A 12,767-nucleotide genomic window follows, 5' to 3' on the forward strand; every position below is an offset into this window, starting at 1 on the left:
GGAGGGTCGCCCGACGACCGATGCGGCCGCCCCGCCGCGCCACCGGCGACCGTCCGGCATTCAGATCGGCGGGCACCACACCGTTCGTGACGGACGCCGCCCGGGGTGCCGCTGCCACCCGGGCCTTCGGCGATGCGCCCCGGCACCGGACAGCGCGGACCGGCGGGTGAGTGCGGACCCGGTCGTCGATCAGCTCCCGGTGACCCGTGGATGCCACCCCGGCCCGGGCGTGGAGGTCTCGGTGTACTGGACGTAGTCGAAGACGCCGGGCACCGAGATCGAGTCGCCGAGCGGTCCGACGAGGACGTCCTTCAGCGCCAGGGGCCCTCCGAGCAGCACCGCACGGTCGAGGGAGCCGGAGTTCCCCGAGAAGTACGCTTGCGTCGACAGCCCCAGGTCGCCCGGGTGGGCCAGCAGGAGCGGGCCGCCGTTCGCGCCGATCATCGCACCGCCGGTGAGCGCGTCGAACCACGTCGTGGCCGTGGCGACGGCGGCGGTGCGTGGGGCAGGGAAGAAGTGCCGGGCCACCTCGACGGCGGTCTCGAACGCGGTCTGCCCGTACAGGGCCACGGGCGTGTACCCAGCCGGCCAGCTCGGCAGCCGGCCGCCGGTCGAGGCGTTGCGCAGCGCGGTCAGGGCCGGGCCGCCGGCGGCGATGACGCGGGTGCCGCCGGCGTGCGACGGGTCCGGGTCGAACGTGTCGAGGTAGGCGGCGGTCGCCGCCGGCATCGCGGTGCCCGCGCAGAGCACGACGACGGTGCCCAGGTTGGCGCCGGCGGCGGCGCCGGCGGCGAGCGCGTCGTAGTAATCCAGCGACGTGGCCACGATGATCGTCGACGGGGTGGCGGTGATCGCCTTCGCGATCGCGATCGCGGTCTCGTACCCGTCCTGCCCCCACAGCCGCACCACGGTGTAGCCGAGGGCCTTGACCTGCGATTCGACCTTCGCCGACAGCGCCGCCGTCCCGCCGAGCAGGTACACGGCGCCGGTGCCGCCGAGGACGCGCTGCAGCTCCGCCTCCGTCTGCCGGTCCAGCGACCCGGGCGGCGTGATGAGCAGCGGCCCCTGCTTGACGATCGCGAGCGCGGACCCGCCGAGCGCGTCGAAGTAGGTGTCGTCGCGGGACAGCACGACCGACTTCGCCTGCGCGCGGACACCGTCGTCGACGCCGTGGTCGGCCCAGTTGTACCGGGATGCGGCAACGGCCGTGCCGAGCGCGGTCTGCCCCCAGACGCGTTCGACGGCGTTGCGGTTCACCGGCTGGCAGGTCGGCTCGCTGCCCTTGGCGATCAGGGTCGTGACGGTCTTCTCGGCGAAGTCGATCCGTTTGATCTTCGGGGTGCCGCCCTCGACGCTGGTGAACAGGACCGCCTGGTTGTTCGTGGTCCAGGCCGGGTCGCTGTTGGCGGTGCTGGCGGTGTTGGCGGACGTGGTCAGCTGCGCCGCGCCGGTGCCGTCGGCGTTCGCGGTCCAGATCTGCCCGCCGCGCACGAACGCGAGCTTCGTGCTGTCCGGTGAGAAGTCCGGGGCGGTGGCGTCGGCGATGAGCTTCGACACCGCGGTCGGGCCGGCGACCCGGTACACGTCGGTGCCGCGCTGGAAGACGATCGTGCCGTCGGCTGCCACGGTGGCGGCGGAGGCGGTGGCGTCGTTCACTGCGAACTGCCATCTCCCGGTCACCGGCCGGCTGTCCCCGCTCGCGTAGCCGGACGTGATCCCGCCCTGGCGGGTGTGGGCGACGCAGGCGCCGTCGGGAGTGAACGCCGGCTCGGTGCCGGCCGTGACGGTGAACGCCCCGGTGCCGTCGGCACGCACCGAGACGATGCTGGCCCCGTCGGAGTACACGAACCTGCTGCCGTCCGGCGACCACGACCCGGAGCCGGCGCCGACGCCGGTGACCAGCACGCGGCGGTCACCGCCCTCGGTGTCCGCCCACCAGATGCTGTCGCCGTACCTGTAGGTGATCCCGGCTGTCTTCCCTGGCAGCGACGCGTTCGCCGTGCGCTGCCCCGGGATGAGCCCGGCCATCGCCGTGCCGGTCGCCGCGGCGACAGCGCCGAGCATCGCGGAGCGTCGTGTCAACGCGAAGGACACCGTTCCCCCATCAGGTCGCCGGGTGATCACCCCGGTCATCCTAGGGGGCGCCGCCCCTTCACGTGGTGAGCATGAGGATCCCGTCGTCGTCGGTGCGCACGTCGTACACCCGCAGCGGCGGCTGGCCGGTCGTCGAGCAGCCGGTGGCGAGGTCGTACACGTGCTGGTGGAGGGGGCAGATGACGACCTTCGCGTCGATGAGCCCGTCGGCGATGGGGCCGCCGGCGTGGGGGCAGACCGCGGACACGGCCCGCAGCCCGCCGCCGCGCAGCCGGAACACGGCGATCTGGTGCCCGTCGACCGCGTAGGCGCGGCCCTCCCCGACGGGGATGTCGGTGACGGGGCCGAGGCGGTGCGTGCGGCCGGTGTCCACGGTGGTCATCGGACCGGCACCTGCGGCAGCACGACCAGCGGCAGCGACGTGCGGAACTGGCCCGGCACCGTCGGTTCGAGGCCTTCCTTCCACGGGTCCCGGTACGCGCCCACGGCGGCCTCCATCCGTTCGTCGAGGCCCGCGCCGAGGCCTTCGGTGTCAAGCACGATCAGGTCGCGGAGCCGTTCGATGCCCAGCCGCGGCACGAACGCGTAGGTGCGCTCGAGCCAGTTGGCGTTCTCCCGGTAGTACTGCAGGAACCGTCCGGTCAACGTCATCACCTCGTCCGGGGTGTCGACGGTGGCGAGCAGGTCGCCCTTGCGGATGTGGGCGCCGGCGGCGCCGCCGACGTAGATCTCCCAGCGGCCGCCGTCGATCGCGACGACGCCGAGGTCCTTCACGTACGCCTCGGCGCAGTTGCGTGGGCAGCCGGTCACGGCGAGTTTCATCTTGCCGGGGCTCTCCAGGCCCTGGAAGCGGGTCTCGATCGCGATGCCGAGCGCGGTGGAGTCGCCGACGCCGAAGCGGCAGTAGTCGGAGCCGACGCACGTCTTCACGGTGCGCATGCTCTTGCCGTACGCGTACCCGGACGGCATGTCCAGGTCCGCCCACACCTTCGGCAGGTCCTCCTTGCGGATGCCGAGCAGGTCGATGCGCTGCCCGCCGGTCAGTTTCACCATGGGCACCGCGTACTTGTCGGCGACGTCGGCGATGCGGCGCAGCTGGGCGGGGGTGGTGACGCCGCCCTTCATCTGCGGCACCACGGAGAACGTGCCGTCGCGCTGGATGTTGGCGTGGACCCGGTCGTTGATGAACCGGGCGCCGCGCTCGTCGACGTAGCCGTCGCCCCACAGCATCCGCAGCAGCGACACGAGCCCCATCTTGCTCTTCGCGTCCTCCTCGCCGCCGGCGAGCGCGTCGAACACGGCGGAGACGCTGCGCAGGTTCTGCGCGCGGATGGCCGCGATGAGTTCCGGTTTGTTCATGGGTACGCCCGGCACGTACCAGTTCGCGGCCGGGTCCTCCTCGGCGGCGCCTCCGGCGGCCCAGTCCACGATCTGCTTCACCAGCGACTTGCAGGACCCGCAGCCCTTCCCGGCCCTGGTGCGGTCCATGACCCCGGACAGGGTCTTCGCGACGGCGGTCGCCTCGACGATCGCGGCCTTGCTGACGCCGTTGCAGTTGCACACCTGCGCGTCCGCGGCGAGTTCCGCCGCCGACTCGGCCTCGCCGGGCCCGCCGAGGTCGAACAGCAGCCGCACCCGCTCCTCCGGCAGCGGCAGGCCCTGGTCGAACGCCTGCATCAGGTACCCGACCTTGCCGACGTCGCCGAGCAGGGTCGCGCCGACGAGCCGGTCGTCGCGGATGATGACGCTCTTGTACACGCCGCGGCTGGGCTCGGAGAACACCACGAACTCGTCGCCGGGCGCCGGGGTGGTGATCCCCATCGCGGCGACGTCGACGCCGGCGACCTTGAGCTTCGTCGCGGTCCGTGACCCGTGGTAGGCGGCCTTCGTGTTCGTGCCGGTGAGATGGTCGGCGAGGACCCTGGCCTGCTCCCACAGCGGCGCGACCAGCCCGTAGGTTTCGCCGCGGTGCTGCACGCACTCCCCCACCGCGTAGATGTCGGCCTCGTCGAGGCAGCGCAGCTGGTCGTCCACGACGATGCCGCGCTCCACGGTGAGCCCGCTGACCTCGGCGAGCGTGGTGCTGGGACGGATGCCCGCGGCGACGACGACCATGTCGCAGCCGATGACCCTGCCGTCGGCGAAGCGGACGCCCTGGACCTTCTCCTTGCCTTCGATCGCCTGGGTACGGGCGGCGAGCTCGACGGTGATCCCGAGCCGCTCGACGCTCGCCTTCAGGATCGCCCCGCCCTGCGCGTCGAGCTGCGCGTTCATCAGGTGACCGGCGGCGTGCACGAGCGTGACGGCGACCCCGTACTGCTGCAGCCCGCGGGCCGCCTCCAGCCCGAGCAGCCCGCCGCCGATGACGACGGCCCGCTCGTGGTCGCGTGCGTAGCGGATCATGCCGCGGGTGTCGTCGATCGTGCGGAACGTGAACACGCCCTGGTGGTAGCCGCGTTTCGGGTGGTGCATGTTCTCGATCGGCGGGATGAACGGCCGGCTGCCGGTGGCGATGATCAGCTTGTCGTAGCGCAGCTCGTTGCCCTCGGAGTCCAGCACGACCTTCGCGAACCGGTCGATGCGCTCGACCCGGATCCCGGCGCGCAGGTCGATGCCGTTCGTGGCGTACCAGGGCAGGCTGTTGAGGAAGATGCCGTCCTCCTCCTCGGCCCCGGACAGCACGTTGGACAGCATGATCCGGTTGTAGTTGCCGTACGGCTCCTCACCGAACATCGTGATGTTGAACCGTTCCCGGCCGCCGCGTTCCAGGATCTCCTCCACCGCCCGCGCGCCGGCCATCCCGTTGCCGATGACGACGAGCCGTTGCTTGTCGGGCACGGTTACACCTCCACCAGGCCGAGATCCACGACGAGCGACCCCGCGACGCCCTCCGGCGCGCCGACGAGCAGCTCCACGACGGTCCCGCCGTCGAGGTCCTCGACGACCCGCAGCGGCACGTGCACGTCGCTCTTCGCGCCGATCGGGAAGTACCGCATCGGCCGGCCGTCGCGGGTGAGCACGACGTAGACCAGGTCGCCGGTGGTGTTACCGCCGCGGAAGTACACCGTCTGCGCGATCACCCCGGCCGGCACGGTGTACGTGAGCGCCGCGTCCAGCGGCACCGGCGACTCGATCCCCTTGCCGACGAACGGGAACACACCCTGCAGGAAACGTGGCGTCGACTGCACCTCTGCCGTCCTCTCCGCAGGACCGGCCGGGCGGCCCTGACTGCCCCTGATGGTGTCCAGCCGCCGTTACACGCCAATACCGCTCCTGTTACGCGCGGTGGTTCGTGTCCTCTTCGCCTCCTGGTGCACGCTGTGAGCTGAGGCGACGAGAGGACGTTCCATGATCGACGTGATCATCGCCGGTGCCGGGCCGACCGGTGTGATGCTGGCCGCCGAGTTGCGGCTGCACGGCGTGCGGGTGCTCGTGCTGGAGAAGGACGCGGAGCCGACGAAGGTCGTGCGCGCGCTCGGCATCCACGCGCGCACCATCGAGCTGATGGACCAGCGCGGCCTGCTCGAGGAGTTCCTCGCGCTGGGCCGGCAGCATCCGCTCGGCGGGTTCTTCGCCGGCATCAGCAAGCCGCAGCCGGACCGGCTGGACACCGCGCACGCGTACGTCCTGGGCATCCCGCAGCCCGTCATCGTCCGCCTGCTGACCGGGCACGCCACCGGCCTGGGCGCCGAGCTGCGGCGCGGCGCCGAACTGGCCGGCCTGCGCCAGGACGACGACGGCGTGAGCGTCGACCTGGCCGACGGCACCCACCTGCGGGCGCGGTACCTCGTCGGCTGCGACGGCGGCCGCAGCACCGTGCGCAAGCTGCTCGGGGTCGGCTTCCCCGGCGAGCCGTCCACCGTCGACACCCTGCTGGGTGAGATGGCGCTGACCGCACCGATGGACGAGCTGACCGCCGTCATGACCGAGGTCCGCAGGACCCAGCTGCGGTTCGGCGCCATGCCCCTCGGCGACGGCATGTTCCGGGTCCTGGTGCCCGCCGCCGGTGTCGCCGGGGACCGTGCCGTGCCGCCGTCGTTCGAGGAGTTCAAACACCAGCTGCACGCGACCGCCGGGACCGACTTCGGCGTGCACTCCCCGCGCTGGCTGTCCCGCTTCGGCGACGCCACCCGGCAGGCCGACCGGTACCGGGTGGGCCGGGTGTTCCTGGCCGGCGACGCCGCGCACGTCCACCCGCCGACGGGCGGGCAGGGCCTCAACCTCGGCGTCCAGGACGCGTTCAACCTGGGCTGGAAGCTCGCCGCCGCGGTCGACGGGTGGGCGCCGGCAGGGCTGCTGGACAGCTACCACACCGAACGGCACCCGGTGGCCGCCGACGTGCTGGACAACACCCGCGCCCAGATGCACCTGATGTCCCTGGACCCGGGCGCCCAGGCGGTGCGCCGTCTGCTCACGCGGCTCATGGACTTCGACGACGTCAGCCGGTACCTCACCGAGAAGATCATCGCGGTCGGCATCCGGTACGACTTCGGCGACGGCCCCGACCTGCTCGGCCGCCGGCTGCGCGACGTGCCGCTCAAGCGGGGCCGCCTGTACGAGCTGCTGCGCGCCGGCCGGGGCCTGCTGCTCGACCAGACCGGCCGGCTGTCGGTGACCGGCTGGGCGGACCGCGTCGACCACGTCGTGGACGCCAGCGAGGAACTGGACGCCCCGGCGCTGCTGCTGCGCCCGGACGGTCACGTCGCCTGGCTCGGCGACGACCAGCAGGACCTCCAGCGGCACCTGCCCACCTGGTTCGGCGATCCCGCCGCGGGGTGACCCCCGGTTGTCCGGCAGGGTCGGGATCAGCCGATCCTCGCGCCGTACACGTGGTCGACGGTCATCGTCATCAGCACGCGGCGGTCGGACACCATCACCGAGCGGTACTCGTCCCACTCGGGGTGTTCGCCGGCGGCGCGGCGGTAGTAGTCGACGAGGGCCTCGACCTCGGCGCCGTGCGGGTCGGTGCCGGGGCCGGTGAGCGTCGCGACGCCCTCCACGGTCGCCCACTGCAGGCCGTCGGCGCTGGTGACCTCCAGGGTGGCGCGCGGGTCGCGGCGCAGGTTCGCCGTCTTCGCCCGGCCCTGCGTCATCGACACGAGGATGACGGCGGCGGCACGGTCGTAGAACGGCATGACCGGCGAGAGTTGTGGCCGGCCGTCGGCCTTGATCGTGGCCAGGACACCGAGCCGGCTGACGGCGAGCAGGTCGTGCGGGTCGAACGTCGCGTTCACCTCGCCAGCCTATCCAGCGTCGCGGCCGGCGGTCAGACGACAGGATCCCTGAGGACCTCCTGCAGGGTCCGCGCCTGGACGCCGGCCTGGTCGGGGCTGGACGCACCGGCGAGGGTGACCAGGGCCTTCCACAACGCCCAGCCGCGGGCCCGCCGCCACGCGGCGTCGGGCAGGCCGGCGGCGACGCGGAACGCCCGCCGGGACGGGCCGTGGAAGTGTGTCCAGGCGATGACCAGGTCGCAGGCGGGGTCGCCGACGCCGCAGGTGCCGAAGTCGATGACCGCAGACAGCCGCCCGCCGGTGGTCAGCAGGTTCCCGGCGGCGACGTCGCCGTGGAACCACACCGGCGGCCCCTGCCACGCCGACGTCAGCGCCTGCGCCCACACCCGTTCGCACGCGGCCGTGTCGACCGTGTCGCCGAGGGTGCGCAGGGCCTCCTGGACCCCGTCGCCGTACACGCTGGGGTGGCAGCCGCGGTAGAAGCAGTGCCGCCCGCCGACCGGTCCGCCCTGCGCCGGCACCGACCGCAGCGCGGTCAGGAACCCGCCGAGGTCCTCGGCGAGCGCGATCGTCGCGTCGGAGGCGGCCAGGACGTCGCCCGGCAGCCAGCGGCGCACCGACCAGGGGAACGGGTACACGCCGGCAGGGGCGCCGACCGCGACCGGCTCCGGGATCGGCAGCGGCAGCCGCCCCGCCAGGGCCGGCAGCCACCGGTCCTCCTTCTGCACCGCCGCGACGTACCCCTCGGCGCTGGGCAGCCGTACGGACAACTCGTCGCCGAGGCGGAACGTCCGATTGTCCCAGCCCTGCCGCGGCACGGGGGTGACCGCCAGCGCGGCCCAGGCCGGGAACTGCTCACGGACCAGTGCCCGCACGAGGTCGGCATCGATCATCGGCACAGTCTGTCGATGATCGACATTGGACGCATGAGGATTTCCGCGCAGACGTCGGCTACCGCAGCGGGGCGCAGCCGTCGGTGACGCTGGCCGTGGCCGCCGCGATCACGGTGTCCAGGCGGTCGCGGGTGGCGGTGAGGCCGGTGATCTGCGCGTCGATGCGGTCGCGTTCCGCGGCGAGCAGGGCCAGGGTCTGCGGGGTGGCGAAGCCGGTGTACACGCACGGCAGCAGCTCCAGGATGCGGCGACTGGACAGGCCCGCCGCGTACAGCTGCTGCACCAGCACGACCCGGTCGACGGCGCCGTCGGGGTACGTGCGCTGCCCGCTGGGGGTGCGCTCGGCGCCGAGGAGGCCCTGCTCCTCGTAGTAGCGCAGCGCCCGCACGCTGACGCCGGCCTTCGCCGCGAGCTGTCCGATCCGCATCCTGCGATCCTCCCCACACCGGCAACACTTGCCTCTGACGTCAACGTCAGGTTTTAGCGTAACCGGCATGGAGATCAACGGATCGGTCGCGCTCGTCACGGGCGCGAACCGTGGCCTCGGCCGGCACTTCGCCCAGGAACTGCTCAACCGCGGCGCGTCGACGGTGTACGCCACCGCCCGCGACCCGCGCAGCGTCGACCTGCCGGGGGTGCGGGTGCTGCGCCTGGACATCACCGACCCCGGCAGCGTCGCGGAGGCCGCCGACGTCGCCAAGGACGTCAACCTGCTCGTCAACAACGCCGGCGTCGCCACGGGCACCAACCTCCTGGACGGCGACCTGGCCCGGATCCGCCTGGAGATGGAGACGCACTACTTCGGCACGCTGCAGGTCGTGCGCGCGTTCGCGCCGGTCCTGGGCCGTAACGGCGGCGGCGCGATCCTCAACGTCCTGTCGGTGCTGTCGTGGGCGAACTACGACGGCGCCAACGCCTACAGCGCCGCGAAGGCCGCCCAGTGGAGCCTCACCAACGGCATCCGCCTCGAACTGGCCGGCCAGGGCACCACCGTCACCGGCGTGCACCTGGGCGCCGCCGACACCGACATGATGGCCGGGTTCGACGTGCCGAAACTCGACCCGGCGTTCGTGGCCGCCACCGCCCTGGACGGCGTGGCCGCCGGCCGGCCCGAGGTCCTCGTCGACGACGCCAGCCGCGCGGCGAAGGCGGCACTGACCGCCGTTTAGGGTCGGTGGTGTGCCGTCGCTGCTGACACCCGCGCTGCCCGCCGGGACCCTCGCCGCCCTCACCCAGCCGTCCCTGGACGGCGACGGTGCGCTGCGGCTGCGGCCCTGGCGGGCGGCGGACGAGGCCGCCGTCGTGGCCGCCTACGCCGACCCCGACATCCAGCGCTGGCACTGCCGCACGATGACCGGCGCCGAGGCCCGCGGCTGGATCCGCCGGTGGCCGGCCAGGTGGCGGGCGGAGACCGGCGCCGGCTGGGCCGTCACCGAGGCCGGCGCCGTCGCCGGGCAGATCAGCCTGCGCCGCGTCGACCTCGCCGAGGCCCTGGCGGAGGTGTCGTACTGGGTGCTGCCGCACGCCCGCGGCCGCCGCGTCGCCGGCCGGGCCCTCGCCACGCTGACCGGGTGGTCGTTCCGCACGCTCGGCCTGCACCGCATCGAGGTCTGCCACTCCACCGCCAACCTTGCGTCCTGCCGGGTGGCGCAGCGGGCCGGGTACCAGCTCGAGGGCACCAAACGCGGCGAGGCCCGCCACACCGACGGCTGGCACGACATGCACCTGCACGCCAGGGTCGCCACGCCGTAGCAGGGAAATGCGGGAGGGTCGAGCCCGTGCGGCAGGAGGACATCCGGGACACCGACGCGGCGCGGCGGTGTCCGGTATCGTCCGGTCCGTGACGGGGCGGATGCTGGTGACGGGTGCGACCGGTTCGCTGGGCCGCCGGGTGTACGAGCGTGCCACCGCCGCCGGATGGTCCCCGGTCGGCACGCACTTCGCCGGGCCTGACGGGTCCGCCGACCTGCGCCTGGACATCCGGGACCGGGCCGCGGTCGACGTGCTGCTCCGCGACCTGCGCCCCGACGCCGTGATCCACGCCGCCGGCGGCCGCGACCGCGGCGACTGGCGGTCCCTCGCCGACGGCGCCGCCCACGTCGCCCTGGCCGCCGCCGCGACCGGGACACGCCTGGTGCACATGTCCAGCGACGCGGTGTTCTCCGGCCGGGAGGTCCACTACACCGAGGACGCCTTGCCCGACCCGACGTACCGGTACGGTGCCGCGAAGGCCGCCGCCGAGACCGCCGTGCTCGCGATCGCCCCCGCCGCCGCCGTCGTGCGGACCTCCACGATCCTCGGCGACGGCCGCGGCGCCCACGAGGTCCTCACCCACGCCCTGTCCTCCGGGGCGTGCACCGGCGCCCTGTTCACCGACGAGATCCGCATGCCGGTCCACGTCGACGACCTCGCCGACGCCCTGCTCGAACTCGCCGGCACCGACTGGCACGGCCCGCTGCACGTCACCGGCCCCGAGCCCGTCAGCCGCTACGACCTGGGCCTGATGGTCGCCGCCCGCGACGGCCTGGACCCCGCGTCGATCCCGGCGGCCCGCAGCGCCGAGATGCTGCCGGGCCGCCCCCTGGACGTACGCCTGGACTGCACCCTCGCCCGGTCGCTGCTGAAGACCCCGCTGCGCCCGGCGACGCAGTTCATGGCCCGCTGACGTCCTTCTGGGCGGGTGCGATCATCATGCGGTGACCGACGAGCAGGCGCGCGTGCTCGCGCGGGGGACGAACATCGCGGTGACGCACCTGGAAGGCCGCGCGTTCCCCGGCATCCACGTGCAGGGCGACACGTTCAGCGCGCTGCTGCAGCAGTTCGCCGCCGCGGCCGACCGGTGGCGGCACTCCCCGGACGACCGGGAGGCGCTGGAGGACCTCGAGTACACCGTCGAGGAGATGACCGACATCCTGCGCTACTACGAGTCGGTGCTGGCGGCGCACCACATCCGCCTGCCGTACGCCCGCGCGGCCACCGGCGGGGAGGACGCCGGTGGCGGGAGCGGGGTGTGACCGTCGACGCCTGACCGGTCAGGAGCACTGGCCCGATGTTGTGGGTGATGCGGTACGCCCAGAACCGCATCGCGATCGTCACGACCGGCACGATGTGACCCAGGTCACGTGGATTCGTGATCCGTTCGGGGTCACGCGATCGACCATCTAAGCGTGGGAGGAACCGGGCAGGACGAGGAGCGGCTGCTGCGGCGGGTCGCGCGGGCCGACCTGGACGCGTTCGACGAGCTGTACCGGCGCACCTCGCCGTGGCTCGCGTTCCGGCTGCGCCGGCGGTGCTCCGACGACGGCATCATCTCGGAGGTCCTGCAGGACACGTACCTCACGGTGTGGCGGGCCGCCGGCTCGTTCGCCGGGATCAGGCAGTCCGGCGGCGCCGACGCGCCGGGCGGCACCGCCGTCGGCTGGATCTGGACGATCGCCGCGCGGCGCCTGGTCGACGCGCTGCGCCGCCGCGCCCGCCTCCAGGAGGTGCCGACCGACGTGCTGCCGGTGCTGAGCGCGCCGGCCGCGGAGGACGAGGCCCTCGCCGGGTCGATCGGCCTGGAACTGGGCGCGGCGCTGGACAGCCTGGCGCCGGAACTGCGGGCGGTGCTGGCCGCGATGGTCCTGGACGGGCTCACGGTGCGGGAGACGTCGGTCCTGCTGGGGGTGCCGGAAGGCACGGTGAAGAGCCGGGCGCGGCGCGCCCGCACCGCGTTACGGGAGGCGCTGGCATGACCGCTCACGTTGCACCGTCGGCCCTGGCGGCGTACGCCGCGGGCGACCTCGGCCCCGACAACGCCGCCAGCTGGACCGTGGAGGTGCACCTGGAGGGCTGCGCGCAGTGCCGCGAGCGGCTCGGTGCGCTGGCCACCCCGCCGCTGCGGGCGCTGCTCGGCGACGCCCGGGAGGCGATCCTGCAGCAGGCGCGCACCGGACCGCAGCCGGTGCCGCCGCGCCGGTTCCGGCGGTGGTACCTGCGTTGGGCGGACTGGTCCGTGCTCGGCTGGGCCGCCATGACGTGCACCGCGATCCTCGCCGCGGTCCTGCTCGACCGCAACTTCCACGACCGGCCCTCGGCCGTGCTGCTGCTCGCCCCGGTTGCGCCGCTCGCCGGTCTCGCGGTGGCCTGGTCCCGCCGGACGAACCCGTCCTGGGAGGTGATCGCCGGCACCGCCCGCGCCGGGCTGGAACTGCTGCTGCGCCGCACCCTCGCGGTCCTGGCCATGGTCCTGCCGCTGCTGGCGGTGGCCGGGCTGGCACTCGGCCGCAATCCGGCGCTGTGGCTGCTGCCGTGCCTGACGTTCACCGCGGCGACGCTGCTGCTCGGCAGCCGCATCGGCGTTCCGCTGGCGGCCGCCGTGCTCGGCGGCGGCGGCTGGCGGTGGCCGCGGTGGTGTCGCTCCCCGACGGGACCACGCCGGCCCTCACCGCCGCGCCGACCGAGGCCCTGATGCGGCCCGAGACCATGCCCGGCTGGGCCGCGGCCGCCGTCGTGCTGACCCTGCTGACCGCGCTGCGCGTCGACGACCTGCGAAGCCCAGCCGACT

Annotated in this window: 14 protein-coding genes; 7 read left to right on the plus strand and 7 right to left on the minus strand. The window is 73.5% G+C overall.

The features are described 5' to 3' along the window. Positions 1 to 189 precede the first annotated feature (189 nt). The 4 genes from OHA72_RS40735 to OHA72_RS40750 are packed head-to-tail and all read right to left on the minus strand — an operon-like array spanning position 190 to position 5,282. Entirely contained in the window at positions 190 to 2,094 is a 1,905-nt protein-coding gene (locus OHA72_RS40735; RefSeq protein ID WP_327001421.1) for a cell wall-binding repeat-containing protein, read from the minus strand. 58 nt (positions 2,095 to 2,152) lie between these two features. Beyond that, a complete protein-coding gene (locus OHA72_RS40740) occupies positions 2,153 to 2,476 on the minus strand; it encodes a Rieske (2Fe-2S) protein (protein ID WP_327001422.1) in 324 nt (107 codons plus the stop codon). Continuing rightward, positions 2,473 to 4,932 (minus strand): nitrite reductase large subunit NirB, encoded by a 2,460-nt coding sequence (gene nirB, locus OHA72_RS40745; protein ID WP_327001423.1) that lies wholly within the window; start codon positions 4,930 to 4,932, stop codon positions 2,473 to 2,475. The genes OHA72_RS40740 and nirB overlap by 4 nt, the downstream gene beginning before the upstream one ends. 2 nt (positions 4,933 to 4,934) lie before the next feature. Further along, positions 4,935 to 5,282: a molybdopterin oxidoreductase gene (locus OHA72_RS40750; RefSeq protein ID WP_327001424.1), complete on the minus strand. Its 348-nt coding sequence runs from the start codon at positions 5,280 to 5,282 to the stop codon at positions 4,935 to 4,937. A gap of 160 nt (positions 5,283 to 5,442) precedes the next feature. Between OHA72_RS40750 and rox the strand changes: the two genes are divergently transcribed. Beyond that, a complete protein-coding gene (gene rox / locus OHA72_RS40755; RefSeq protein ID WP_327001425.1) occupies positions 5,443 to 6,873 on the plus strand; it encodes a rifampin monooxygenase in 1,431 nt (476 codons plus the stop codon). A 26-nt stretch (positions 6,874 to 6,899) separates the two neighbouring features. Here the strand turns inward: rox and OHA72_RS40760 are convergent, their stop codons facing one another. Genes OHA72_RS40760 through OHA72_RS40770 form a run of 3 tightly spaced genes read right to left on the minus strand, consistent with a single transcriptional unit; the run spans position 6,900 to position 8,648 of the window. Continuing rightward, positions 6,900 to 7,328 carry a PPOX class F420-dependent oxidoreductase gene (locus tag OHA72_RS40760; protein ID WP_327001426.1) on the minus strand — a complete coding sequence of 143 codons (429 nt, stop codon included), beginning with the start codon at positions 7,326 to 7,328 and terminating at the stop codon, positions 6,900 to 6,902. 32 nt (positions 7,329 to 7,360) lie between these two features. After that, positions 7,361 to 8,221 carry an aminoglycoside phosphotransferase family protein gene (locus tag OHA72_RS40765; RefSeq protein ID WP_327001427.1) on the minus strand — a complete coding sequence of 287 codons (861 nt, stop codon included), beginning with the start codon at positions 8,219 to 8,221 and terminating at the stop codon, positions 7,361 to 7,363. A 58-nt stretch (positions 8,222 to 8,279) separates the two neighbouring features. Next, positions 8,280 to 8,648, minus strand: coding sequence for a MerR family transcriptional regulator (locus OHA72_RS40770; RefSeq protein ID WP_327001428.1), 369 nt, complete (start codon positions 8,646 to 8,648; stop codon positions 8,280 to 8,282). A gap of 67 nt (positions 8,649 to 8,715) precedes the next feature. Here OHA72_RS40770 and OHA72_RS40775 point away from each other — a divergent pair, with 67 nt between their 5' ends. The 6 genes from OHA72_RS40775 to OHA72_RS40800 all read left to right on the plus strand — a co-directional run bounded on the left by OHA72_RS40775 (position 8,716) and on the right by OHA72_RS40800 (position 12,671). Beyond that, positions 8,716 to 9,390 carry an SDR family oxidoreductase gene (locus OHA72_RS40775; protein ID WP_327001429.1) on the plus strand — a complete coding sequence of 225 codons (675 nt, stop codon included), beginning with the start codon at positions 8,716 to 8,718 and terminating at the stop codon, positions 9,388 to 9,390. A 10-nt stretch (positions 9,391 to 9,400) separates the two neighbouring features. Next, on the plus strand, positions 9,401 to 9,973 hold the full coding sequence (locus tag OHA72_RS40780) for a GNAT family N-acetyltransferase (RefSeq protein WP_327001430.1): 573 nt from the start codon (positions 9,401 to 9,403) through the stop codon (positions 9,971 to 9,973). Positions 9,974 to 10,061: 88 nt separating this feature from the next. Beyond that, positions 10,062 to 10,886 carry a sugar nucleotide-binding protein gene (locus OHA72_RS40785; protein WP_327001431.1) on the plus strand — a complete coding sequence of 275 codons (825 nt, stop codon included), beginning with the start codon at positions 10,062 to 10,064 and terminating at the stop codon, positions 10,884 to 10,886. A 31-nt stretch (positions 10,887 to 10,917) separates the two neighbouring features. Continuing rightward, entirely contained in the window at positions 10,918 to 11,235 is a 318-nt protein-coding gene (locus tag OHA72_RS40790; RefSeq protein ID WP_327001432.1) for a DUF6959 family protein, read from the plus strand. Between the two features lie 153 nt (positions 11,236 to 11,388). Further along, complete coding sequence (locus OHA72_RS40795; RefSeq protein ID WP_327001433.1) at positions 11,389 to 11,955, plus strand: RNA polymerase sigma factor; 567 nt, start codon at positions 11,389 to 11,391, stop codon at positions 11,953 to 11,955. Then, positions 11,952 to 12,671, plus strand: a complete 720-nt coding sequence (locus OHA72_RS40800) for a zf-HC2 domain-containing protein (RefSeq protein WP_327001434.1) — start codon at positions 11,952 to 11,954, stop codon at positions 12,669 to 12,671. Before OHA72_RS40795 ends, OHA72_RS40800 begins: the two co-directional genes overlap by 4 nt. Positions 12,672 to 12,767 lie beyond the last annotated feature (96 nt).

The organism is Dactylosporangium sp. NBC_01737 (assembly GCF_035963215.1).
Classification (GTDB): domain Bacteria; phylum Actinomycetota; class Actinomycetes; order Mycobacteriales; family Micromonosporaceae; genus Dactylosporangium.